This is a genomic window from Rubrivivax gelatinosus (genome assembly GCF_004340905.1).
In the GTDB taxonomy this organism is placed as follows: Bacteria; Pseudomonadota; Gammaproteobacteria; order Burkholderiales; family Burkholderiaceae_C; genus Rubrivivax; species Rubrivivax gelatinosus.
In genome coordinates, this window is record NZ_SLXD01000001.1 from 367,909 (window position 1) to 391,186 (window position 23,278).

Annotated in this window: 20 protein-coding genes; 14 read left to right on the plus strand and 6 right to left on the minus strand. The window is 72.0% G+C overall.

From position 1 onward, the window contains the following. The first annotated feature begins 3 nt into the window (after positions 1–3). Positions 4–420, plus strand: coding sequence for a cytochrome c (locus tag EV684_RS01805; protein ID WP_165908361.1), 417 nt, complete (start codon positions 4–6; stop codon positions 418–420). A gap of 1 nt (position 421) precedes the next feature. Here EV684_RS01805 and EV684_RS01810 read toward each other — a convergent pair whose 3' ends face one another. Beyond that, positions 422–1,177, minus strand: a complete 756-nt coding sequence (locus EV684_RS01810) for a GntR family transcriptional regulator (RefSeq protein WP_132644485.1) — start codon at positions 1,175–1,177, stop codon at positions 422–424. Positions 1,178–1,570: 393 nt separating this feature from the next. Here EV684_RS01810 and EV684_RS01815 point away from each other — a divergent pair, with 393 nt between their 5' ends. From EV684_RS01815 to creD, 9 genes are all read left to right on the plus strand, one after another. After that, entirely contained in the window at positions 1,571–2,539 is a 969-nt protein-coding gene (locus EV684_RS01815; RefSeq protein WP_132644486.1) for a sugar kinase, read from the plus strand. Positions 2,540–2,594: 55 nt separating this feature from the next. Continuing rightward, complete coding sequence (kdgT, locus tag EV684_RS01820; protein ID WP_132644487.1) at positions 2,595–3,575, plus strand: 2-keto-3-deoxygluconate transporter; 981 nt, start codon at positions 2,595–2,597, stop codon at positions 3,573–3,575. A 124-nt stretch (positions 3,576–3,699) separates the two neighbouring features. Next, positions 3,700–4,161, plus strand: coding sequence for a YhcH/YjgK/YiaL family protein (locus EV684_RS01825; RefSeq protein ID WP_132644488.1), 462 nt, complete (start codon positions 3,700–3,702; stop codon positions 4,159–4,161). 26 nt (positions 4,162–4,187) lie between these two features. Then, positions 4,188–5,030 carry a 5-dehydro-4-deoxy-D-glucuronate isomerase gene (gene kduI / locus EV684_RS01830; RefSeq protein WP_132644489.1) on the plus strand — a complete coding sequence of 281 codons (843 nt, stop codon included), beginning with the start codon at positions 4,188–4,190 and terminating at the stop codon, positions 5,028–5,030. Between the two features lie 23 nt (positions 5,031–5,053). Next, positions 5,054–5,842 carry a gluconate 5-dehydrogenase gene (locus tag EV684_RS01835; RefSeq protein WP_132644490.1) on the plus strand — a complete coding sequence of 263 codons (789 nt, stop codon included), beginning with the start codon at positions 5,054–5,056 and terminating at the stop codon, positions 5,840–5,842. Between the two features lie 153 nt (positions 5,843–5,995). Beyond that, positions 5,996–7,159, plus strand: a complete 1,164-nt coding sequence (locus EV684_RS01840) for an ATP-binding protein (RefSeq protein WP_132644491.1) — start codon at positions 5,996–5,998, stop codon at positions 7,157–7,159. Between the two features lie 11 nt (positions 7,160–7,170). Then, on the plus strand, positions 7,171–7,860 hold the full coding sequence (locus EV684_RS01845; protein WP_132644492.1) for a winged helix-turn-helix domain-containing protein: 690 nt from the start codon (positions 7,171–7,173) through the stop codon (positions 7,858–7,860). Next, positions 7,861–9,276, plus strand: a complete 1,416-nt coding sequence (gene creC, locus EV684_RS01850) for a two-component system sensor histidine kinase CreC (RefSeq protein WP_132644493.1) — start codon at positions 7,861–7,863, stop codon at positions 9,274–9,276. Between the two features lie 86 nt (positions 9,277–9,362). Next, the gene (creD, locus tag EV684_RS01855) at positions 9,363–10,706 is read left to right on the plus strand and encodes a cell envelope integrity protein CreD (protein WP_132644494.1); all 1,344 of its coding nucleotides are present in this window, start codon (positions 9,363–9,365) and stop codon (positions 10,704–10,706) included. A 32-nt stretch (positions 10,707–10,738) separates the two neighbouring features. Here creD and EV684_RS01860 read toward each other — a convergent pair whose 3' ends face one another. Both EV684_RS01860 and EV684_RS01865 read right to left on the minus strand, forming a co-directional pair. Then, on the minus strand, positions 10,739–11,362 hold the full coding sequence (locus EV684_RS01860; RefSeq protein WP_132644495.1) for a DUF3313 family protein: 624 nt from the start codon (positions 11,360–11,362) through the stop codon (positions 10,739–10,741). A gap of 22 nt (positions 11,363–11,384) precedes the next feature. Next, positions 11,385–12,521 (minus strand): Acg family FMN-binding oxidoreductase, encoded by a 1,137-nt coding sequence (locus EV684_RS01865; protein ID WP_132644496.1) that lies wholly within the window; start codon positions 12,519–12,521, stop codon positions 11,385–11,387. A 98-nt stretch (positions 12,522–12,619) separates the two neighbouring features. Between EV684_RS01865 and EV684_RS01870 the strand changes: the two genes are divergently transcribed. Next, positions 12,620–13,618 (plus strand): AraC family transcriptional regulator, encoded by a 999-nt coding sequence (locus EV684_RS01870; RefSeq protein ID WP_132644497.1) that lies wholly within the window; start codon positions 12,620–12,622, stop codon positions 13,616–13,618. 31 nt (positions 13,619–13,649) lie between these two features. On the opposite strand, the gene EV684_RS01875 is transcribed toward EV684_RS01870, so the two are convergent. After that, on the minus strand, positions 13,650–15,545 hold the full coding sequence (locus EV684_RS01875) for a bifunctional metallophosphatase/5'-nucleotidase (RefSeq protein WP_132644498.1): 1,896 nt from the start codon (positions 15,543–15,545) through the stop codon (positions 13,650–13,652). A gap of 90 nt (positions 15,546–15,635) precedes the next feature. Continuing rightward, a complete protein-coding gene (locus tag EV684_RS01880; RefSeq protein WP_132644499.1) occupies positions 15,636–16,223 on the minus strand; it encodes an NADPH-dependent FMN reductase in 588 nt (195 codons plus the stop codon). 255 nt (positions 16,224–16,478) lie between these two features. Here EV684_RS01880 and EV684_RS01885 point away from each other — a divergent pair, with 255 nt between their 5' ends. From EV684_RS01885 to EV684_RS23885, 3 genes are all read left to right on the plus strand, one after another. After that, positions 16,479–17,849, plus strand: coding sequence for a tryptophanase (locus EV684_RS01885; RefSeq protein WP_132644500.1), 1,371 nt, complete (start codon positions 16,479–16,481; stop codon positions 17,847–17,849). A 157-nt stretch (positions 17,850–18,006) separates the two neighbouring features. Continuing rightward, positions 18,007–22,614: a PAS domain S-box protein gene (locus EV684_RS01890; RefSeq protein WP_165908362.1), complete on the plus strand. Its 4,608-nt coding sequence runs from the start codon at positions 18,007–18,009 to the stop codon at positions 22,612–22,614. 47 nt (positions 22,615–22,661) lie between these two features. After that, on the plus strand, positions 22,662–22,826 hold the full coding sequence (locus tag EV684_RS23885; RefSeq protein WP_165908363.1) for a hypothetical protein: 165 nt from the start codon (positions 22,662–22,664) through the stop codon (positions 22,824–22,826). Between the two features lie 18 nt (positions 22,827–22,844). Here EV684_RS23885 and EV684_RS01895 read toward each other — a convergent pair whose 3' ends face one another. Next, on the minus strand, positions 22,845–23,273 hold the full coding sequence (locus EV684_RS01895; protein ID WP_132644502.1) for a VOC family protein: 429 nt from the start codon (positions 23,271–23,273) through the stop codon (positions 22,845–22,847). Positions 23,274–23,278 lie beyond the last annotated feature (5 nt).

Sequence of the window (23,278 nt, forward strand, 5' to 3'; positions counted from 1 at the left end):
GCCGTGCTGGCGACGGCCCTGGCCTGCAGCGCCGCGTTGGCCGCCGGCGATCCGGTCGCCGAACGCGAACATGAGTTCAAGGCGAGCAAGCGCGCCAACGCCGCGATCAAGGCGGCGATCGCCCGCGGCGACGCGGCGACGGTGGCCGCGTCGGCCGACGAACTGGCGGCGTTTGCCGCGCGGCTGCCGTCGCTGTTCCCGCCCGACAGCCGCGGCGGCCTCTTCTCGGGCGCCAAGGCCGAGATCTGGAACCGTTTCCCGGACTTCGTCGAACACGCCCAGGCCTTCGAGGCCGCGGCTCGGGCGCTGGCACGGCAGGCGCGCGAGACGCCGGCCGACGCGTCCGCGCTGCGCGAGCGCCAGGGGCGCCTGAACGAGAGCTGCACCGCCTGCCACCGCGCCTACAAGCGCGGCTGGTGACTCAGGCGGCCTGCGCCGCCCAGCGTTCGTAGACCGCGTCGACGTCGCCGGCGAAGTAGTCGGGGTTCAGCTCGCGGATCGTCGCCAGGCTGGCGTTGAGCCCTTCGAGATGCGCGGCGACCCGCGCCGCGGCGGTGTCGGCGTCGTGCGCGGCGATGGCGTCGACCAGCGCCGCGTGTTCGTCCAGCGCCAGCTCCATGCGGTGCGGCTGCGGCAGCGTCAGGCGGCGGTAGCGGTCGAGCTGCACCTTGATCTGCTGCACCATCTCCCAGATGCCGGGCAGGCCGGCGGCCTCGGCGATGGCGCGGTGCATGGTCTCGTCGGCGGCGTGGAAGCCGGCCTGGTCGCCGGCTTCGAGCTTCTCGCGCTGCAGCTCGATCAGCGCGCGCAGCCCGGCGACGTCGGAGCCGCGCGCGCGTTCGGCGGCGGCGCGCACCGTGATCGTCTCCAGCGCGGTGCGCGCCAGGATGATCTCGGGCAGCTTGGCCACCGGGATGCGGGCGACGATGGTGCCCGACTTGGGCACGATCTCGACCAGCTTCTCGTCGGCCAGGCGCAGCAGCGCCTCGCGCACCGGCGTGCGGCTGACCTGCGCTTCCTGCGCGATCTCCTTCTCGTAGATCACGTCGCCGGGGCGTCGCTGCAGCGACACGATCTCGTCGCGCAGCCGCTCGTGCACCAGTTGCGCGGCCGTGAGGCTTGCGCTGTTGGAAGGGGTGGGGCGCCGTGCGTCGCCACCGAGAGTCCAGTCCGCCATGGGGTTCCTTCGCTGCCCGCGAGAGGCCGCCGCATCCGGGCCAGCTCCGTCGAGCAGTTCTCGCATATTACATATATGGCCACGCCGACAGCGGCTTGGCCACGAGGATGCGCTCGCTTCGGCGCGACGTTGGCAGCGCGCATCGCGCCACGGAAGGGCTCGCGCATAACGTCAAGCCCGGCCGTCAGGGAATCAGTGAAAACACTGAGCCAAACGTCTCAAACAAAGCTATGTATACCAAATACTCCTTGTATATCATGCATACAGACCGCCCCACCTGACCCGCAAGACGGCGCACAGACGCCCTGACGGCAGGCCTGATGCGAGCGGCGCAATGTCCGGCGACGAGCCCACGAGGCCCGCGACCGGGAGACCGCTGGCAAGGACTGAGAGATGGACAAGAGCCCCGTGCTGCGCGTCGCCGCGATCGGCGAGTGCATGGTCGAACTGCAGGAGCGTGCCGACGGCAGCGTCAGCCAGGCTTTCGGCGGCGACACGCTGAACACCGCGGTCTACATGGCCCGCCTGGGACAGCGCCTCGGCCGTTTCGTCCACTACGTCAGCGCCATCGGCGACGACCCGTTCAGCAGCGCGATGGCCGAGTTCTGGCGCGCCCAGGGTGTCGACGACAGCCTGACGATGCGCCGCGCCGGCCGCCGCCCGGGCCTGTACTTCATCAAGACCGACGCCGCCGGCGAGCGCCGCTTCTTCTACTGGCGCGGCGAGGCCGCGGTGCGCGAGGCCTTCGAGTGCGAAGGCTCGGACGCGCTGCTCGCGTCGCTCGCCGGCTTCGACGCGATCTACCTGTCGGGCATCAGCCTGGCGGTGCTGCGCCCGGCCAGCCGCGAGCGCCTGCTGGCGCGCCTGGCCGAACTGGCCGCCGCCGGCAAGACGATCGACTTCGACTGCAACTACCGCCCGCTGCTGTGGGAGAACGTGGCCACGACACGCGCCGTCTACGAGCGTGTCTTCGGCTTCGCCCGCCGCGTGCTGGTGACGGTCGAGGAACTGGAGGTGCTGGGCGTGGCCCCGCAACCGGCGGCCGGCGCGGCGCACTTCCGCCCGCTGACGCAGCTGGAAGTCGTCATCAAGGACGGCGCCAAGCCCTGCACGCTGATCCACGGCGGCCAGGTCGAGTCGGTCGCCGCGACCTGCATCCCGCAGGTCGTCGACACCACCGCCGCCGGCGACAGCTTCTCCGGCGCCTATCTCCTCGGACGCATGCTGGGCCTGGACCCGGCCGAAAGCGCCCGCCGGGCCCACCGGGTGGCCGGCGCCGTGGTCCAGCACCGCGGCGCCATCATCCCGGCCGAGGCCACCCCCGACGTCTACGCCACGGAAACGGCCGCAGACCGCCCGTAGCGCGTTCCACCCTGCCGGCCCCACCCGGCTTTCTCTGCACACAAGGGGTACGTCCATGAACATCAAGAAGGCAATCGACCGGATCCCCGGTGGCCTGATGCTGGTGCCGCTGATCCTCGGCGCGCTGACCAAGACCTTCTTCCCGGACGCCGGCAAGTACTTCGGCTCGTTCACCAACGGGCTGATCACGGGCACGGTGCCGATCCTGGCAGTGTGGTTCTTCTGCATGGGCGCGACGATCGACCTGCGCGCCACCGGCACGGTGCTGCGCAAGTCGGGCAACCTCGTCGTCGTCAAGACTCTGGTCGCCTGGGCCGCCACCTGGATGGCCGCGCAGTGGCTGCCGATGGACGGCGTGCAGGCGGGCCTGTTCGCCGGCTTCTCGGCGCTGGCCATCTGCGCCGCGATGGACATGACCAACGGCGGCCTCTACGCCGCGGTGATGCAGCAGTACGGCACCAAGGAGGAGGCGGGCGCCTTCGTGCTGATGTCGGTCGAGTCGGGCCCGCTGGTGTCGATGCTGATCCTCGGCGCCGCCGGCGTCGCCAGCTTCGAGCCGCGGCTGTTCGCCGGCGCCGTGCTGCCCTTCCTGGTCGGCTTCGCGCTGGGCAACCTGGACAAGGATCTGAAGGAGTTCTTCGGCAAGTGCGTGCACGTGCTGATCCCGTTCTTCGGCTTCGCGCTGGGCAACGGCATCAACCTGAACGTGATCGCGCAGACCGGCCTGGGCGGCATCCTGCTGGGCGTGATGGTGATCATCGTCACCGGCATCCCGCTGATGTTCGCCGACAAGCTGATCGGCGGCGGCAACGGCACCGCCGGCCTCGCCGCCTCGTCGACCGCCGGCGCCGCGGTGGCCAACCCGATGATCATCGCGGAGATGGTGCCGGCCTTCAAACCGGCCGCCGCCGCCGCGACCTCGCTGGTCGCCGCCGCCTGCCTGACCACCGCCATCCTGGTGCCCGTGCTGACCGGCCTGTGGGCCAAGCGCATGGCCGCCCGCGGCGAAGCCAAGGTGCAGCCGGCCACGGCCTGACCCCCCAGCGCCGCCCCCCGCGCGTGGTGCCGGTTCTGGTCACGCGCGCCGGGCGGCCCCCGGCCGGCCCCGCACGGGCCGGCCGAGCCCCCCCCCGAACCCCAGGACCGCCGCGGAATCCGCCATGTTCCTCAGTCACATCGCCCTGCTCGACCGCGAGGCCGACCACATTCCCGCCGCGCTGCTGCGCGGCCTTCGTTTTCTCGCCGAGACCGACATCGAGAGCCTGCCCGCCGGGCGCTTCGAGCTCGACGGCGACCGCCTGTTCGCGCTGGTCCAGGACTACGACACCGAGCCCAAGGACAGGAAGCGCGCCGAGTCGCACGCCCGCTACATCGACATCCAGTACGTCGCACGCGGCCTGGAAGTAATCGGCTACGCGCCGCTGAACCACGGCGGCGCCGTCGAGGAAGACCTGCTCGCCGAGCGCGACGTGCAGTTCTTCGCCTCGGTCGCCGACGAGACCGACCTGCTGCTGGGCCCCGGCAGCTACGCCGTCTTCCACCCCACCGACATCCACCGCCCGGGCTGCTGCGACGACCGCAGCCGCAAGGTGCGCAAGGTCGTGGTCAAGGTCCTCGCCTGAACCACGCCACCGACACGAGAACCACCATGGACATCCGCTATTCCACCCACCAGCGGGACTTCAAGCGCTACACCACCGAAGAGACGCGCCGCGAGTTCCTGATCCAGAACCTGTACCTGCCCGACACCGTGCAGGCCGTGTACAGCCACGTCGACCGCATGGTGACCTTCGGCTGCATGCCGGTGGACGAGGCCGTGCCGCTGGACAAGGGCATCGCCTGCATGAAGAGCTTCGGCACGAACTACGTGCTGGAACGCCGCGAGCTGGGCATCTTCAACATCGGCGGCGCCGGCTCGGTCGAGGCCGACGGCGTGCGCTACCAGCTCGGCTTCCAGGACTGCCTGTACGTCAGCCAGGGCACGCACGAAGTCGTGTTCCGCAGCGCCGACCCGTCGCGGCCGGCCAAGTTCTACATGGTCAGCGCGCCGGCCCACAAAGCCTGCAAGACGACCTTCATCTCGATCGCCGACGCGAAGAAGAAGCCGGTCGGCGACACCGCGACGGCGAACAAGCGCGTCATCAACCAGTTCATCCACCCCGACGTGCTGGAGACCTGCCAGCTGTCGATGGGCCTCACGCAGCTCGAGCCCGGCAACGTCTGGAACACGATGCCCGCGCACACGCACGAGCGCCGCATGGAGATCTACACCTACTTCGGCATCCCCGAAGGCCAGGCCGTGTTCCACATGATGGGCGAGGGCCAGGAGACGCGCCACATCCTCGTGCACAACGAGGAGGCGGTGATCTCGCCGTCGTGGTCCATCCACTCGGGCTGCGGCACCGCCGCCTACACCTTCATCTGGGCCATGGGCGGCGAGAACCAGACCTTCGACGACATGGACCACATCGCGATCGGCGACCTGCGCTGACGCGACCGCACCGAGACCCCACCATGAGCTTCTATCCCGACGCTTTCTCCCTGAAGGGCAAGGTCGCCCTGGTCACCGGCGCCAGCTACGGCATCGGCTTCGCGCTGGCCAGCGCGCTGGCCGAGGCCGGCGCGACGATCGCCTTCAACGACATCAACGAAGAGTTCCTGGCCCAGGGCCTGGCGGCCTACAAGGCCGCCGGCATCAGCGCCCACGGCTACCTGTGCGACGTCACCGACGAGCCGGCGGTGCAGAAGATGGTCGCGCAGATCGAGCGCGAGGTCGGCAGCGTCGACATCCTGGTGAACAACGCCGGCATCATCAAACGCGTGCCGATGCACGAGATGGCGGCCAGCGAGTTCCGCCAGGTCATCGACATCGACCTGACGGCGCCCTTCATCCTGGCCAAGGCGGTGATCCCGGCGATGATCGCCAAGGGCGGCGGCAAGATCATCAACATCTGCTCGATGATGAGCGAGCTGGGCCGCGAGACGGTCTCGGCCTACGCCGCCGCCAAGGGCGGGCTGAAGATGCTGACGCGCAACATCGCCTCCGAATACGGCGCGCACAACATCCAGTGCAACGGCATCGGCCCGGGCTACATCGAGACGCCGCAGACCGCGCCGCTGCGCACGCCGGGCCACCCGTTCAACAGCTTCATCCTCGCCAAGACCCCCGCCAACCGCTGGGGCCGCACCGCGGACCTGAAGGGCCCGGCGGTGTTCCTCGCCTCCAGCGCCTCGGACTTCGTCAACGGCCACGTGCTGTACGTGGACGGCGGCATCCTGGCCTACATCGGCAAGCAGCCTTAAGGCGCACGCTCCGACCCAGCGCCCCCGGGGCCGCGCAAGCGGTGCCGGGGGCGTTCTTCATGGAGGCAGGACGAGGCACGCAGCGACAGGACTATCGAGGATTACCGACCCCCAGATAAACTATCTCCTCAAAGATAGTTCAGGATAGTCGCGATGATCGCCTTCCCCCGAAGCGCCCTCGCCCGCGAACTCGTCGCCGCGCTGCAAGGCCGGGCCTTGCTGGGTGACGCGCACAACGGCCTGTTCCTGGCCGCACCGCGCCGCACCGGCAAGTCGACCTTCCTGCAAGGCGACCTGGCGCCGGCGCTGCAGGCCGCCGGCGTGACGGTGGTCTACGTCGACCTGTGGGCCGACGCCCGCCGGGATCCGGGCAGCCTGATCGCCGATGCCGTCGGCCGGGCGCTGACATCGGAGCTGGGCATCGTGGCCAGGGCCGCGCGCAAGGCGAGTCTGAGCAGGGTGAAGGTCGGCGGCCTGGAGGTCGACACCAGCCGTATCGGCAGCATCGACGGCATGACGCTGGTGGACGCTTTGCGGCTGCTGCACGAGACCGCCGGTCGGCCGGTGGCCTTGATCGTCGACGAGGCGCAGCACGCCCTGACCAGCGATGCCGGCGAGGCCGCGATGACGGCGCTGAAGTCGGCACGCGAGCAGCTCAATCAGCCCGGGCGGATCAACCTGATGCTGGTGATGTCAGGGTCCGACCGCGACAAGCTGCTGCGGCTGGTGAACACCGCCGGAGCGCCGTTCTACGGCTCGCAGGTCCAGCGCATGCCGGCGCTGGGGCCCGACTTCATCGCCCACGTCGCCGGCCTGGTGGAGGATCAACGGCCCGAGCTGAAACCGGTGGACCGGGCGGCGCTGCAGCAGGCCTTCGAGCGCTTCGGCCAGCGCCCGCAGTTCTTCATGGCCGCGCTCGGCCAGGTGCTCAGCCCGCTGGCAGGATTGAGCGGCCGCTTCGAGCCGGCACTGCTCGACGCCGCAGCGCAGCAGCAGGCACAGGACGAGGCGCAGATGGAGGCGGACTACCTCGCGCTGAAGCCGATCGAGCAAGCGGTGCTGTGGCGCATGCTGGAGCAAGAGGCGCGCTACAGACCTTACGACGCCGCGGCCCTGCGTTTCTATCGCGAGAAAACAGGCCATCCGGTGAGCGTCGCGCAGGCGCAAAAGGCGCTGGAGGCGCTGCGGCAGCGAACGCCGGCACTGGTCTGGAAGTCGGCCCGCGGCGAGTACGCCCTGCAGGACGCCGCGATGCACCGTTGGCACCAGAGCCGGGTGACCAGCGGCCAGTGGCCGCCGCAGGCGCAAGGCGACTGACCGAGCGAGCGATGAAACCCCGCATCCTGCTGCTGGAAGACGACAACGCGATCGCCGGCACGGTGGCCTTCGCGCTCGAACGCGAGGGCTTCGCCGTCGAGGCCGTGGCGCTGCTGCGCGACGCCGAGGCGGCGCTGCGCCGCACGCCGCCCGCCGCCGCGGTGCTCGACGTCGCGCTGCCCGACGGCAACGGGCTGGACCTGCTGCGCCGCTGGCGTGCCGACGGCGATGCCCGCGTCGCGACGCTGCCGCTGATGCTGCTGACGGCACGCGGCGAGGAGATCGACCGCGTGCTCGGCCTCGAAGCCGGCGCCGACGACTACCTGCCCAAACCTTTCAGCCCGCGCGAGCTGGTGGCGCGCGTGCGCGCGCTGCTGCGCCGCGCCGCGATGCCGCGTGCGGCCACGCAGGTGTTCGAGCTCGAAGAGCCCGGCCAGCGCATCCGCTACCGCGGCGCCGTGCTCGCGCTGACGCGGCTGGAGTACGGCCTGCTGCGCGAGCTGATCCTGGCGCGCGGGCGCATCCTGTCGCGCGAGACGCTGTTCGACCGCGTCTGGGGCACGCAGGCCGAAGCCGCCGACCGCACCGTCGACACGCACGTCAAGACGCTGCGCGCCAAGCTGCGTGAGGTGCACGCCGGCGCCGACCCGATCGCCACCCACCGCGGCCTGGGCTACACGCTGGCCGACGGCGAGGGCTGAATGCACATCGGCCTGCGGCTGTTCTTCGCCTTCGCCGCGATCACCGGGCTGGCGGCTTTCTTCGTGCTGCGGGTCTTCGTCACCGAGATCAAGCCCAGCGTGCGCGAGGTGATGGAAGACGTGATGGTCGACAGCGCCAACCTGCTGGCCGAGGTCGCCGCGCCCGAACTCGCGGCGCTGCCGGCCGGCGGCACGCTGGGCGACGGGCCCTTCGCCGGCGCGGTGCGCGAGTACGCGGCGCGCGAGGTCGACGTGAAGATCTGGGGTCTGCAGAAGACGACGCTGGACCTGCGTGTCGTCGTCACCGACGTCGCCGGCCGCGTGGTCTTCGACTCCGGCACGCCGCCGGCCGTGGGCCAGGACTACTCGCGCTGGCGCGACGTGCTGCTGACGCTGCGCGGCGAATACGGCGCGCGCACCACGAAGAGCGGCCCCAGCGACCAGAGTTCGGTGATGCACGTCGCCGCGCCGGTGCGCAGCGGCGGCCGCACTGTCGGCGTGCTCGTCGTCGCCAAGCCGCTGGCGAGCATCATGCCCTTCGTCGAACGCGCCGAACACAAGGTGCTGTGGGCCGGCGTGCTGCTGCTCGGGCTGTCGCTGGCGATCGGTGTCGTGGTGACGCTGTGGGCGGTGCACGCGGTGCGCCGGCTGCGCGCCTATGCGCAGGCGGTCGGCGAGACCGCCGAAGGTCCGCGCCGCACACCTCCACCGCCGCCCGCACTCGGCGGCGAACTCGGCGAGCTGGCGCAGGCCATGGACCGCATGCGCCAGCGCCTGGAAGGCCGCGAGCAGCTCGAACACCAGGTGCGTGCGCTGACCCACGAGCTGAAGACGCCGCTGGCCGGCATCCGCGGCGCCGCCGAGCTGCTGCACGAAGACCTGCCCGAGGCCGACCGCCGGCGTTTCGTGCAGCAGGTCGACGCGCAGGCGCGGCGGCTGCAGGCCATCGTCGAGCAGATGCTCGAACTGTCCAAGCTGGAGAGCCTGCAGGCACTGCCGACACGCGCGCCGGTGGACCTGAATGCGCTGGCGCTGGAAGTCGCCCAGGCCCACGGCGCCGGCGAACGCCTGCGGCTGCCGGCCGAACCGGCCGTGGTGATGGGTGATGGCGAGCGGCTGCGGCTGGCGCTGTCCAACGTGCTGGCCAACGCCATCGCCCATGCGCCGGCCGGCACGCCGCTGGAGGTGCAGGTGCGGCACGACGGCGGCACGCTGGAATGGTCGCTGCGCGACCACGGCCCCGGCGTGCCCGACTACGCGCTGGCACGCCTGGGCGAACGTTTCTTCAGCACCGGCGAAGGCCGCGGCAGCGGCCTGGGCCTGGCCATCGTGCGCCAGGTGCTGTGGCTGCACGGCGGCAGCGTCGGCTTCGAGCCGGCCGCGCCGGGGCTGCGCGTCGTGCTGCGCTTCCCCTGACTTCACGCCCGCTTCACGCAGCCCATCGCCGCTTCACCGCCGCTGGCCAGACTGCGGCGCATCGTGAAACAACGGAGCGAGGAGCGATGCGAAACCCGGTGGTGGTGAAGGTGATGGCCGTGCTGGCCACGGTGCTGTTGATCTCAGTGGTGCTGGCGCGCATCGGCTGGCTGGTCGACGAGCGCCAGGGCTACCAGCGCGAGGCGGTCGACAGCGTGCAGCAGTCGTATGCCGGCGCGCAGACGCTGCTGGGGCCGGTGCTGCAGCGCCAGTGCGTCGAGGAATGGGACGTCGTGCAAGGCAGCGGCGCCGAGCGCCGCACGGAAGTGGCGCGCCGCAGCTTCGCGCTGCAGGCCGTGCCCGCCGAGCTGGTGGCGAGCACGAAGACCCAGGCCGACGCGCGCTACCGCGGCCTGTTCAAGGTGAACGGCTACAACGCCCGGCTGGAACTGCAGGCGCGCTGGCCGCAGCTGGCGGCGCTGCAGCCCCAAGCCGAGGTCGCCGGCGGCCGCGTCAGCTGCCAGGCGCCGACGGTCTGGGTGGCGGTGTCCGACCCGCGCGGGCTGCGCGGCGCCAGCATCCAGCTCGCCGGCCGCACGCTGGAGCTGCAACCGGGCACCGGCCACGCGGCCTGGAAGGACGGCCTGCACGCCGAGCTGCCGGCTGCGGCGGCCGACGCTGGCGCCCTCGAACTGAACGTGGTGCTGGACCTGGTCGGCACCGCCGAACTCGCCGTCGTGCCCGCCGCGCGCAGCCTGCAGTGGACGCTGGCCTCGGACTGGCCGCACCCGTCCTTCGGCGGCCGTTTCCTGCCGGTGACACGCGAGGTGCGCGACGACGGTTTCGACGCCCGCTGGTCGGTCAGTGCGCTGGCCAGCAACGCGGCGCAGACCGTCGAGCAGGCCGGTGGCGAGAAGCCGCGCCTGGCGGCGCTGGACACGCTGGCCGTCACCTTCACCGACCCGGTGAACCCCTATGTGCTGGCCGACCGCGCGATCAAGTACGGTCTGCTGTTCGTCGTGCTGAGCTTCGCCGCGGTGGCGCTGGCCGAGACGCTGGCGCGCCAGCGCGTGCGCCGCGTGCACCCGGTGCAGTACGCGCTGGTCGGGCTGGCGCTGGCGCTGTTCTTCCTGCTGCTGCTGGCGCTGTCGGAGCAACTTCCCTTTGCCGCCGCGTACGGCCTGGCCGCGGCCGCCTGCGTGCTGCTGCTGGGCAGCTACGGCCGCCACATGCTGGGCGGCGCGCGCGACGGCTGGCTGTTCGGCGCCGGCATGGCGCTGCTCTACGGCCTCCTGTACCTGCTGCTGCTGCGCGAGCAGACGGCGCTGCTCGTCGGCTCGCTGGGCCTGTTCGCGGCGCTGGCGGCGGTGATGCTGCTGACGCGGCGGCTGGACTGGTATCGGCTGGGGGCGACGGCGGAGTCGGCTTGAGGCCGCAGGCGCGCGCCGCCGGGCGACGCCGGTCAGCGCGGCAGCGCCTCGGCCGGCATGGCGCCCGCCGGCTGCAGCAAGGCCGCGAACTCGGCCGCCGCCTCGTGGGCCGCGATCCCCGCCGGTGCCAGCCGGCTGAAGCGGGCCTTCAGCTCGCCCAGCGGGGCGAAATAGCCCAGCCGCAGCGCCGCGAGCTGCTCGCCGGTCGCCGCGTCGACGGCCTCGATCTCGAAGGCCGCGCCGCCGCGGTCCAGCGGGCCGATCAGCAGCAGCGTGCCCACCGTGTTGAGGCCAGGCGAGACGGTCTCGACACGTGTGATCGCCGCGCGGATGCGCGCCGGCCGCCCCTCGGGCGCCGGCGGCAGCGCCTGCACGGCCTGGCGCAGTTCGCGCTCCAGGGCGGCGAGCAGCGCCTGGCGTTCGTCGTCGCCGAGCTCGCTGCGTGCATCGGCACGCCAGACGACCTCGTCGATCGTCACGCGGGCCGGGTCCAGCGCCTGCGCCGCCGCACGCCGGGCGCCCGATGCGTCGGCGGCCGGCAGCAGCGCACGGGTGTCGCTGAGATAGCCGCTGTCGGCGGTGGGCATCACGGTGCCGCAGGCCGACAAGGCGGCGATGCAGGCGGCGGTGGCGGCAAGACGAGTCAGGTTCTTCATCACGGTCCTCGGGAAGACGGGTTCAGCTGCGCACGAAGCGGCCCAGCGGGCGCCGCGGCGCGGGTTCGGGGCGCGGCGCGAGGCCCAGGCGCACGAGCATCTGCACCCGCGCCGGCGCGGCGACGCCGAGTTCGGCGTGCAGGCGCCGGTGCAGCGGCGCCATCGCGTCGAACTCCTGCAGCAGCTGCGAGTTCGGGTGAAGCGCCCAGCCCTGTTGCGCGGCGGCCAGGTCGGTGCGCAGGTAGGCGCGGCCGGCCTCGATCTGCGTGCGCCGGCTGTTGTCGGCGCTGACCAGCCAGACCCAGGCCGGCGTGTGGCCGATCGCGTCCAGCGCGGCGGCCAGCGCCGAGTGCACGACCACGCCGTCGGTGCGACGCCGGGTCTCGTCGTCCAGCAGGCCGAGCCGTCGTGCGAACCAGGCCTGCAGCCCGGTGACGGCAAAACCCGAGGGCTCGGCGGCCACGGCCGCGGCGCCGACGCGCATCAGCCCGGCGCTCTCGGCCCAGGTGGCGGCGTCGCCGAACTCCACGCGGCAGCCCGCGGCCGCCAGCGCGCACAGGCGGCGCACCGGGGCGGGTTCGGTGCTGGCGCGCAGCGTGAGGCCGGGGCGCCGCGCCGCAGCGGCCAGGGTCGCCAGCACGGCGGCGTCGGGCACGCGGTCGCCATAAGGCGCACGGTTGCTGCGGCGCAGCGGCACCGCGGCGAACAGCGGGTCGGGCCGCAGGCCGGCGTCGGCCGTCAGCCGGACGCTGGCGAACGGCCGCGCATCGACGCCGCCGGCGGCGTAATCGCCTTCGGGCAGCAGCGTCACGTCGGCGCGCTGGCCCTGGGCGGCGGCGGCCAGGCACAGCAGTTCAAGGAAGGCGCCGCAGCCGATCAGCACCTGGCGGTTCTGCGGGTCGGCGGCCGGCAGCAGGCGCTGCAGGTCGACCGACAGCCGGATCAGGCCGGGCTCGCGCAGGTCGGCCACCCAGCTCTGCAGGTTGTGCGGGCTGGGCGCCAGCAGCGCCCAGGCCAGCGCCCGCCGCCGCGGGTCGGTCTCGCCGGCCCCGGGTTCGTGCCAGGGGGCCGTGGCTGCGGCCGGCAGCGTGTCGCAGCCCGCCAGCAGGGTCGTCACGCCGCCGGCCGCCAGCACGCGCATCCAGGAACGTCGTTTCATTGTTCTAAGCTTCCGGCTCGCTCGTCGATGGACTCACTGTATGAACCGGGCCCCGCGCCGGCTTGCCAGAACGCGCCAGTCTCTGAACATCCGGCTCCATGGCTGAAGCTCCGGCCTGGGTGCCCGCGCTGACGCTCCGGCTGCAGCTCCAGGGCCTGGCCACGCTGGGGCTGGACGCGGCGCATGTGCAGGCCGCGCTGGGGCCGCTGCCCGACGCGCCGGACGCGCTGGTGCCGGCGCAGGCCTATGTGCGCATGTGGCACGCAGCCGAACTGCTGCACGGCCCCGGCGTGGCCAGCGCGCTGGCCGGCACGATCGCGTTCGGCGCCTTCGGGGCGCTGGACTACCTGGTCGGCAGCGCCGACACCGTGGCCGGCGGCTGCGAGTCGGCGCGGCTGCACTTCGCGATGGTGTCCACCGACACCGCGCTGGAGATCGACCCGCTGGACGACGGCGGCCACGCCTTGCGCGTGCGCGCGCTGGCGCCGATGCCGGTGCAGGCGCTGGAGTTCACGCTGGCGACGCTGTTCCTGCGCCTGCGCCACGTCACCGGCGGCGGCTTCCGGCCGCGGCTGCTGGGGCTGCCGGTGGCGCGGCCTGCGGGCGACGACGCCGAACGCCTGGCCTTGTTCGGCCAGACACCGGCCTACGGCCACCCCTGCGCCGAGATGCTGATCGATGCCGCCACCTGGGAGATGCCGACCTGCAGCGCCGACCCGATGCTGCACGCCGCGCTGAAGGACATGGCCGCCCGGCTCGAGCTCGCGCAGCCGGGCGACTCGTCGCTGCAGCAGGCGCTGCGCGCGCGGCTGCGCGACGCGCTGGCGCAGGGCCACGCCGACGCCGCGCGTCTGGCCGAGCTGCTGGGCGTGTCCGAACGCACGCTGCAGCGCCGGCTGGCGGGGATCGGCCGCAGCTTCAGCGAGGTGGTGGAGGAGTTCCGCCGCGAAGAGGCAGCGCGGCTGCTGGCCACGCCCGGGCTGGCGCTGGTGGAAGTGGCCAGCCGGCTCGGTTATGCCGAGCAGACCTCGTTCACACGCGCCTTCCGGCGCTGGACCGGCGTGACGCCCGGCCGCTGGCGGGCCGGGCGACGCTGAGGCGCGGGCGGCATCGCCGCCCGCCTCAGGCTCAGGGCAGCACCACCCCCGCGGCCGTGGTCACCTGCTGGTGCGAGTAGTCGGCCCGCGCCGGCCGCGCCACCGTGCCCTGGGCCTTCACGTAGTCGGCGAAGGTCTGGGTGTAGAGCAGGTAGGTGTTCACGTAGGCACCCGTGGCGTAGACCGTGCCCAGCGTGGCGTAGCCGTCCTGGCCCGCGGCGACGAAGTCATTGGTCACCAGCGTGTAGGTCTTGGCCGGGTCGATCGCCGACCAGGTGCCGGTGACGCGGTCCTTCACCTGGACCTGGCTGAAGCGGCTGCCCTTGGGCTGGCTCATGTCCAGGTTCCAGCGCAGGCCGGCGGCGTAGGGGTGCGAGCCGCTGGACTGGCCGTTGTCGAGGTGGTTGGCGACACCGTCCTCCAGCGCCGCGACCATCTGCGCGCCGGTGACGTCGATCTCGACGAGCACGTTGGTGAAGGGCAGCAGCGTGAAGGCGTCGTTCATCGTCAGCGTGCCGGCCTGGAGCGGCACACGCACGCCGCCGGCGTTCTGCAGCGCGAAGTGAGCGCGCTTGCTGGCCGCCAGGAAGGCCTCGGAGACGACCTGCGCCGCGTCGCTGCCGCGCGCCTGCAGGTTGGCCTCGGCACCCGTCTCGATGCAGCCGGCGATGCCGGACGATCGGTTGGTCGACTCGCCCGGGATGCGCACCAGACACAAGGCCTGCGACGCGGTACCGATGGTCTTGGTCTTCTCGGCCGCCACCTGCGTGGTGTAGGTGGCCAGCAGCGCCGCCGCGTCGGCGTCGGGCGTCGTCACCTTGATGCGCGGCTCGGTCGCCAGGCTGGCGACGATGCTGGCCTTGGTGGCGTCGTCGACGGCGACGAAGCTGCCGGTACCGTCCTTGCGCGCGAAGCTGTCGCCGATGACCAGCGAGGCGTTGCCGCTGCAGCTGGCCACCGCGCCCTTGTCGTCGAACTTCACGTTCATCAGCGCGAAGACCTTGGCGTACTCCCAGGCCTGGCCGATGCAGACCTTGGCGCCGTCCTTGTTCGTGACCTGCGTCGGGTAGGCCCCCGAGCTGGCGACGCCGAAGGCGCTGAAGTCGCCGAGCAGCGTGTGCGAGTCGCCGCCGATGATGACGTCGACGTCGCTCAGCTGGGTGGCCATCGCCTTGTCGGCGTCGTAGCCCTGGTGCGTGAGCAGCACGATGTGGCGAATGCCCTGGCGCTTGAGCTCGTCGATGTATTTCTGGGCGGTCGTGACTTCGTCGAGGAACTGCGTCGTCGACAGCGGGCGCGAGGAGTTCACCGTCTTGCCGGCGATGTCGATGCCGACGATGCCGACCTTGACGCCGTCGTAGGTCTTGATCGTGTAGGGCTGGACGAGCGGGGTGCCCGACGGATTCAGCGGCGTGCCGCTGGCGGGCACGACGTTGGCGCCGAGCACCGGCGTCTGGCAGCTGCCGGCGTGCAGCATGTCGATGAAGTCGCGCGTCGCCTGGTCGCCGTCGTCGAACTCGTGGTTGCCGAGTTCGAAGGCGTCGAAGCAGACGGTGTTCATCATCTTCGCGTCGGCCTCGCCCTTGAAGAAGGTGTAGTAGAGCGTGCCGGTGACGGCGTCGCCCGCGTGCAGCTTCAGCAGGTTCTTGGTGCCGGCCTGGGCGTCGAACAAGGTCGTCAGACGCGAGAAGCCGCCGAGCTCGACCTGCGTGGCCTCGCCGCCGAGCGTCATCTCGAAGGCACTGAAGGGCTCGAGCTGCGAGTGGTGGTCGTTGACGTGGGCGATGTTGATCTCGATCGCCGGGTAGCTGTCCTCGCCGTCGTCGTCACCGCCGCAGGCGGTGAGCGCGGCCACGGCCAGCGAGGTGATGCCGAACACGGCGGCGCGCCGCAGGAAGGTCGCACGCAGTCGCGGATTCAAGGACATGAGGGGTCACCGAGGGTCATGGAAGACGGCCGATGATGGGCAGCGCGGGTGAAACCGCGATGACATCGCCGCCCACCGCACCCGCCACGCTCAATAGGGCGGCGCCACCCGCGAGCGCTGCGTGCGCGCCGCCTCCGTCCACCAGGCCAGGTCGTCGGCGAAACGTGTGAAGGCCTTGCGCAGCGACTCGCCGGGGCCGCCCTGCGGCTGGGCGTCGGCGTCCAGCGTCTGCGCGATCGGCCCGACGGCCAGCGCGCTGGAGATCACGACCATGCCCATCTCGGACAGGATGGCGTGCCAGGCGGTGCCCGCGCGCACGCCCGAGAAACGCCCGGCCGAGTAGCTGGCGATCGCCGCCGGGCGCCAGAACCACTCCTCGAGGAAGTGGTCGGTCAGGTTCTTCAGCCCCGGCTGCGGGCCCCAGTTGTATTCGCCGCAGACGAAGACGAAGGCGTCGGCGCCGCGGATCTTCTGCGCCAGCGCGTCCATCGCCGCCGGCGCCTGGCCGGCCGGGTATTCCTTGTACATGCGGTCGAGCATCGGCAGGCCCACCGCCTGGGCGTCGACCAGCTCGGGCGCCGCACCCCGCTCGCGCAGGCCGTCGACGATGAACTGCGCCAGGCGGATGCCGACGCGGTCGGCACGGTACGAACCGTAGAAGACGAGGATCTTGTCCATGGGGGGGCGGCTCCTTGGGGTTGGAAAGGCAGGCTAAGGCCGGGCGGCAAACGCCTGCCGGCGTCAGGGGCGCCACGCGGCGCGGGCCGGGCTGCACGGTGGACAGCTTGACCGGCCGGCCAAGGCGAGCAAAATCCGCCCCCGCAACCCCTTTGGGCGCTGAGCGCGGTCCGGCATTTCCGGGCAACCGCAGCGCATCGGCCCCATCGCGCAACGGTTGCCGCGGGAGTACGGGGCCGTACTGGAGCCCCTTGGATGAAAACCATCATCGAGCCCTTCCGCATCAAGTCGGTCGAACCGATCCGCCTGAGCACCCGCGAAGAGCGCCAACAACACCTCGCCGCCACCGGCTACAACCTCTTCGGCCTGCCTTCGGAGGCCGTGCTGATCGACCTGCTGACCGACTCCGGCACCGGCGCGATGTCCTCGCTGCAGTGGGCCGCGGTGATGCGCGGCGACGAGAGCTACGCCGGCAGCCCCAGCTTCTACCGCTTCGAAGCGGCGGTGAAGCACCTGATGCCGTTCAAGCACGTGATCCCGACGCATCAGGGCCGGGCCGCGGAGGCGATCCTGTTCTCGATCTTCGGCGGCGCCGGCCAGCGCATCCCGTCGAACACGCACTTCGACACCACACGCGGCAACATCGAGGCCTCGGGCGCGATCGGCGACGATCTCGTCATCGCCGAAGGCCGGGACCCGCGCAGCGAACACCCGTTCAAGGGCAACATGGACCTCGAGCGGCTGGAGGCCTACCTGCAGCGCCACGCGGCCGAGGTGCCGCTGGTGATGATCACCATCACCAACAACGCCGGCGGCGGCCAGCCGGTGAGCCTGGCCAACATCCGCGCCGTCGCCGAGCTGGCGCACCGCCACGGCAAGCCCTTCGTCATCGACGGCTGCCGCTTCGCCGAGAACGCCTGGTTCATCAAGTCCCGCGAGCCGGGCCAGGGCGAGCGTTCGATCGAGGACATCGTGCGCGACTGCTTCGCGGTGGCCGACGGCATGACGATGAGCGCCAAGAAGGACGCCTTCGGCAACATCGGCGGCTGGCTGGCGCTCAACGACGACGAGCTGGCCGAGCAGGCGCGCCAGCACCTGATCCGCACCGAGGGTTTCCCGACCTACGGCGGCCTGGCCGGGCGCGACCTGGACGCGCTGGCGCAAGGCCTGCGCGAGATCGTCGACGAGGACTACCTGCGCTACCGCATCCGCACCAACGCCTACATCGTCGAGCGCCTGGACGCGATGGGCATCCCGGTCGTCAAGCCGGCCGGCGGGCACGCGGTGTTCGTCGACGCCCGCGCCTGGTTGTCGCACATCGCGCCGCTGCAGTACCCGGGCCAGGCACTGGCCGTGGCGCTGTACGAGGTGGGCGGCATCCGCAGCTGCGAGATCGGCACGGTGATGTTCGGCCGCCAGCCCGACGGCAGCGAGAAGCCCGGGGCGATGGACCTGGTGCGCCTGGCCTTCCCGCGGCGGACCTACACCCAGAGCCACGCCGACTACGTCGTCGAGGTCTTCGAGGAAGTGGCGGCGGCCAAGGACCGGCTGGCGGGCTACCGCATCGTCAGCGAGCCCAGGCTGATGCGGCACTTCACCTGCCGGTTCGAGAAACTGGCGCCCTGACGCGGCAGGCGTCCCCGCGCGCGCCCGACACGCGGGGACGCCCCTTCCGGCGAGGGATGCGCGGCGCGTATTCCACACGCCAGGGTCACCGGGTTGCGCCGTACCATCGCCGGCGATGAACCTCGCCCCGGTGTCGCAGGTTTCCGCCGCGAAGGCCTTGACGGCCACAGCTGTGCTGCTGGCGGGGCTGGGCATCAGCGCGGCGCTGGCGTGGCATCAGCAGCGCTCGGTCACGCAGCAGCGCCAGGAGCAGTTCGCACACCTCGCGGCGGGCGCCGCAGACCAGCTGAAGGCCAACGTGCTGAGCTACGAGCGCGGCCTTCGCGGCCTGCGCGGGGCCATCGTCGCGCTGGGGCCGCAGCGGCTGGACCGGGCGGCCTTCCAGGCCTACAGCCAGACACGCGACCTCGACCTCGAGTTTCCTGGCGCGCGGGGCATCGGCTACATCCAGCGCGTGGCGCCGGACCAGGAGCCCGCCTTCGAGACGGACATCCGCCGCCGGGGCTGGACGGGCTTCGAGATCCGACATCTGGCACCGCACGATGGCGAGCACTGGGTGATCGTCGACGTCGCGCCCGGCGGGCGCAACAGCGGCGCGTCGGGCCTGGACATCGCGTCCGAGCCCCGGCGCCGCGCCGCCGCGGCGCTGGCGATGCGCAGCAACGCGGCCGCGATCAGCGCGCCGGTCACGCTGGTGCAGGCCACCACGGCGCCGGCCCAGGGTTTCCTGATGCTGCTGCCAGTGCGGCTGGCCGGCACGCCCGTGGACGGCGAGATCTGGGGCTGGACCTACGCGCCCATCGTCGCGCCCGAACTCATCGCCGCGACCGGCCTGGCCACCGACCTCTTCCAGCTCGCCGCCGACGACGTGACCGAAGGCGAAGACCGGCCCGCCGGACGCTTCTTCGACAGCGGGCTGCAGGCCGGCGACGCCACGGTGCGTGCCGTCGTCGAGCGCGACGTGCTCGGCCGCCGCTGGCGGCTGCAGATGAGCGCCACGCCGGCCTTCATGGCGCGGCCGGTCGGCACCGAACCGCGCACGCTGTTCCTCGCTGGTGCCGCCGCCAGCGCGCTGGCGGCCTTCGCCGCCGCGCTGCTGGCCGGCGCGGCGGCACAGCGGCGCCAGACGGCGATCGAACGTTCGCGCCGGGCCGCCATCGTCGAACGTTCGGGCGATGCGATCGTCGGCCTGTCGCTGGACGGCGGCGTCACCGACTGGAACCGCGGCGCCGAGCGCCTGTTCGGCTACCCGGCTGGCGAGGCGCTGGGCCGGCCGCTGGCCGCGTTGATCCTGCCGCCGGGGCACGAGGCCGAAGGCGCGGAGCTGCTGCGCCGGGCCGCCGCCGGCGAAGCGATCGAGCCGCTGGACACGCAGCGGCGCCGGCGCGACGGGCAACTGCTCGACGTCTCGATCGCGCTCGGACCGATCGCCGACGAGACCGGCCACGTCGTCGGCGTCGCGGCCATCATCCGCGACTCGGGCCAGCGGGTGGCGCGGCTGCGCAGCGCCGAGCAGGAGCGGGCCGTCGCGACCGAGCGCGCCGAGCTCGCCGAGGCCACGCTCAGCGCCGCGCAGCGCGACTACCTCACGCTGTCCACGGCGATCACGGCGCAGTCGCTGTACTCGGTGACCGACACCGAGGGCACGATCCTCGACGCCAACGAGCACTTCTGCCGCGTCAGCGGGCGCTCGCGCGACGAGCTTCTGGGCCGCACCCACCGCGTCGTCAACTCGGGCACGCATGCGCCGGAGTTCTGGAGCACCCTGTGGGCGACCATCGTCGCCGGCCGCACCTGGCAGGGCGAGGTGTGCAACCGCGCGAAGAACGGCAGCCTGTTCTGGGTGGACAGCGTCATCGTCCCGGTGCCCGGCCTCGACGGCAGCATCGTGCGCTACCTGTCGGTGGGCACCGACATCAGTTCGCGCAAGCAGGCCGAGCAGGCGCTGCGCGTCGAGCGCGAGCGCCTGGCCAACGTGCTGCGCGGCACCGACGCCGGCACCTGGGACTGGAACATCGAGACCGGCGAGGTCGCGTTCGACGCCCGCTGGGCCGGCATCGTCGGCTACCGCACCGAGGAGCTTCGCCCGCACATCGACACGCGCGTGCAGCTGGCCCACCCCGACGAGCTGGCCGCAGCGCAGGAGCAGCTGCGCCTGCACCTGTCCGGCTCGATCGACCTCTATTCGTTCGAAGGCCGCCTGCGGCATCACGACGGGCACTGGATCTGGGTGATGGACCGGGGCCGCGTCGTGCAGCGCGACGCCGCCGGCAACGCCACGCGCATCATGGGCACGCTGCTCGACATCAGCCAGGGCAAGGCCGCCGAGGCCGCGCTGCGCGACCGCGAACGCGAGCTGGCGCGCAGCCAGGACTTCCTGCGCCGCATGGCCGACACCATGCCCGGCCCGGTGGGCTACTGGGACACGGACCTGCGCTGCCGTTTCGCCAACGAAGCCTGCCGCGGCTGGTTCCCCGTCCCGCCGGAGCGCATGCCGGGCATGGCGATGGCCGAGCTGATCGGCGAAGAACGCCTGCGCGGCGACGAGGACCTCGTGCGCGCCGTCCTGCGAGGCGAGCGCCGCGACTTCGAGCGCGAGTTCGTGCGCGCCGACGGCGCCGTGACCCGCATCCTCGTGAGCTACGTGCCGCAGGTGCTGGACGGCGTGGTGCAGGGTTTCCTGATGGTCGTCACCGACGTCACCGCGTTGAAGCAGGCCGAGCAGAAGCTCGAGCAGCTGAACGAGGAGCTGGCGCGGCGCGTCGACCAGGCCGAGGCGGCGACACGCGCCAAGAGCGCCTTCCTGGCCAACATGAGCCACGAGATCCGCACGCCGATGAACGCGATCATCGGCCTGACCCACCTGATGGCGCGCGACGCCGCCGACACCACGCTGCGCGAGCGCCTGCGCAAAGTGGACGACGCGGCGCGCCACCTGCTGCAGGTCATCAACGACATCCTGGACCTGTCCAAGATCGAAGCCGGGCGGCTGACGCTGGAGAACGCCGAGTTCTCGCGCGACGAGCTGATGCACCGCGTGCTGGACATGGTGGCCGAAGGCGCGGCGCACAAGGGGCTGGAGCTGGTGCTGGACGCCGGCCAGCTGCCCGAGCGGCTGCGCGGCGACGCCAAGCACCTGGCGCAGGCGCTGATCAACCTGCTGGCCAACGCCGTCAAGTTCACCGACCACGGCTGGATCCGGCTGCGCGGCGAACGCGTCGCGGCCGAAGGCGGCCGGCTGCTGGTGCGTTTCGAGGTGCGCGACACCGGCATCGGCATCGCGCCGGAACGCCAGGCGCGGCTGTTCGAGGCCTTCGAGCAGGCCGACGCGTCAACGACACGCCGTTATGGCGGCACCGGCCTGGGCCTGGCGTTGACGCGGCACCTGGCGCGGCTGATGGGCGGCGACGTCGGCGTCGACAGCCGCCCCGGGCAGGGCAGCAGCTTCTGGTTCAGCTGCTGGCTGGGCCAGGGCGACACCCGTGCCCCCGAGTGGCCGCCCGCAGCCCAGGCGCCGTTCGGCATGCGCGCGCTGCTGGTCGACGACCTGGCCGAGTCGCGCGAGGTGCTCGCGGACATGCTGCGGCGCGTCGGCATGCAGGTCGACGAGGCGGGCGACGGCACGCAGGCGATCGAGCGTTTCGCCGCCGAACGCGCCGCCGGCCGGCCCTACGACCTGCTCGTCGTCGACTGGCGCATGCCGGGGCCGGACGGCATCGACACCGTGCTCGAGCTGCGGCGGCGCGGGGGCGACGTTGCGCCGTGCATCCTGGTGAGCGCGCACGACGCCGACACGCTGCGCGAGCGGGCGCGGCAGGCGCAGTTCGTCGCCGTGCTCACCAAGCCGGTGACGCCGTCGTCGATCAACGACGCGCTGTCGCAGGCGCTGCTGAGCCTGCCGGCGGGCAGCACCGTGCCGGCACGGCCGTCCGACGCCCTGACACGCTTGCAGCGCCGGCCGACGCGCCCGCGTGTGCTGCTGGCCGAGGACAACCAGGTGAACCAGGAGGTGGCCTGCGCGCTGCTGGAGGATGCCGGCATCGTCGTCGAGGTGGCCGCCGACGGCGAGCAGGCGGTCGAGCAGGCGGCACGCGGCGGTTTCGACATGATCCTGATGGACATGCAGATGCCGGGCACCGACGGCCTGGAGGCGACACGACGCATCCGCAGGCGGCTCGGCGACGCCCTGCCCATCGTCGCGATGACCGCCAACGCCTTCGGCGAGGACCGTGCCGCCTGCCTGGCAGCCGGCATGAACGACCACATCGCCAAACCCGTCGAGGCGATGACGCTTTACGAAACCCTGCTGCGCTGGCTGCCGCCGGGCGAGGCCGCCGCAGCCGCCGCCGGCGCGACACGCGGCGGCGCGGCCGGCCTGGCCGCGTCGCTGCAGGAGACCGGGGCGCTGGACGTGCAGGCGGCCCTGCGCCACACCGCGGGGAACACCCGGGCGTTGGCGCGCGTACTGCAGCGTTTCGTCGAGCGTTATGGCCAGGGCATCCCGGCCTGGCGCACGGCGCCGGCCGATGATCAGCGCCGGCCCTGGCAGGACCAGGCGCACTCGCTGCGCGGCGCCTGCGCGACCGTCGGCGCCACCGCGCTGGCCGACGAGGTCGGCCGCTTCGAGGCGGCGCTGGCAGGCGGGTCAGGCTCCGACGACGAACTGCTGGCGCAGGCGCGGGCGATCGACGGGCAGCTGATCGATCTGGCTGAACGCGTCGCGCAGGCGCTGGCGCAGGGCGGCGGCACGACCGCGGCCGGCTGAGCTTCAGGCGACAGGCGCCCCGCTCGCGCAGCAGCGGCGACCAGCTCATGGCGCGGCGCGAAGCCGCGGCCGCCGAACGCGAGGGCAGGCCCGTGCGCACTTTGCGCGAAGTGGACTTCCTGCTCGGCGTGCACGACGAGGCCCGCATGGGGGCACTGCGCCTTCGGACGATGAGCTGGCCGAGCCGGCGCAGGGCATTGGAGGCGCGGTGATGCCGCCCGCCGCCGCGGTCAGAACTCGATCACGACCGACGCAGCGCTGCGTTTGGCTTCACCGTGATAGACGGCTTCGATGTTGTTGCCGTCCGGGTCCAGGACAAAAGCCGCGTAATAACCAGGATGGTAGGCACGCTCGCCGGGAGCGCCATGGTCCTGGCCGCCATGGGCGAGTGCGGCCTTGTAGAACTTGTCCACCATCGCCCTGTCCTGCGCCTGGAAGGCCAGGTGATGGCGCCCGGTCAGCACCCCCAGCGCAGCCGGGCTGTCGACGGCGGTGACGAAGAGCTCGTCGGCCCAGAAGTAGCCTTCGCCCGTGCCGCCCATCGGCACGCCGAGCGACTCGAGGATGGCGGCGTAAAAGGCTTGACTGGCCGGGAGATCCCGCACCACGAGTTGGATGTGATCGATCAATCGGCCACGATGCAGGGCCTGCGTTTCCATGGACA

Bases quoted from the DNA above. Each gene is read 5' to 3' on its own strand.
- EV684_RS23885 (WP_165908363.1), top strand. From the start codon at position 22,662: ATGGCGCGGCGCGAAGCCGCGGCCGCCGAACGCGAGGGCAGGCCCGTG.
- creD (WP_132644494.1), top strand. From the start codon at position 9,363: ATGCGAAACCCGGTGGTGGTGAAGGTGATGGCCGTGCTGGCCACGGTG.
- EV684_RS01885 (WP_132644500.1), top strand. From the start codon at position 16,479: ATGAAAACCATCATCGAGCCCTTCCGCATCAAGTCGGTCGAACCGATC.
- EV684_RS01895 (WP_132644502.1), bottom strand. From the start codon at position 23,273: ATGGAAACGCAGGCCCTGCATCGTGGCCGATTGATCGATCACATCCAA.
- kdgT (WP_132644487.1), top strand. From the start codon at position 2,595: ATGAACATCAAGAAGGCAATCGACCGGATCCCCGGTGGCCTGATGCTG.
- EV684_RS01875 (WP_132644498.1), bottom strand. From the start codon at position 15,545: ATGTCCTTGAATCCGCGACTGCGTGCGACCTTCCTGCGGCGCGCCGCC.
- EV684_RS01810 (WP_132644485.1), bottom strand. From the start codon at position 1,177: ATGGCGGACTGGACTCTCGGTGGCGACGCACGGCGCCCCACCCCTTCC.
- EV684_RS01835 (WP_132644490.1), top strand. From the start codon at position 5,054: ATGAGCTTCTATCCCGACGCTTTCTCCCTGAAGGGCAAGGTCGCCCTG.
- kduI (WP_132644489.1), top strand. From the start codon at position 4,188: ATGGACATCCGCTATTCCACCCACCAGCGGGACTTCAAGCGCTACACC.
- EV684_RS01860 (WP_132644495.1), bottom strand. From the start codon at position 11,362: ATGAAGAACCTGACTCGTCTTGCCGCCACCGCCGCCTGCATCGCCGCC.
- EV684_RS01845 (WP_132644492.1), top strand. From the start codon at position 7,171: ATGAAACCCCGCATCCTGCTGCTGGAAGACGACAACGCGATCGCCGGC.
- creC (WP_132644493.1), top strand. From the start codon at position 7,861: ATGCACATCGGCCTGCGGCTGTTCTTCGCCTTCGCCGCGATCACCGGG.
- EV684_RS01840 (WP_132644491.1), top strand. From the start codon at position 5,996: ATGATCGCCTTCCCCCGAAGCGCCCTCGCCCGCGAACTCGTCGCCGCG.
- EV684_RS01815 (WP_132644486.1), top strand. From the start codon at position 1,571: ATGGACAAGAGCCCCGTGCTGCGCGTCGCCGCGATCGGCGAGTGCATG.
- EV684_RS01865 (WP_132644496.1), bottom strand. From the start codon at position 12,521: ATGAAACGACGTTCCTGGATGCGCGTGCTGGCGGCCGGCGGCGTGACG.
- EV684_RS01880 (WP_132644499.1), bottom strand. From the start codon at position 16,223: ATGGACAAGATCCTCGTCTTCTACGGTTCGTACCGTGCCGACCGCGTC.
- EV684_RS01870 (WP_132644497.1), top strand. From the start codon at position 12,620: ATGGCTGAAGCTCCGGCCTGGGTGCCCGCGCTGACGCTCCGGCTGCAG.
- EV684_RS01825 (WP_132644488.1), top strand. From the start codon at position 3,700: ATGTTCCTCAGTCACATCGCCCTGCTCGACCGCGAGGCCGACCACATT.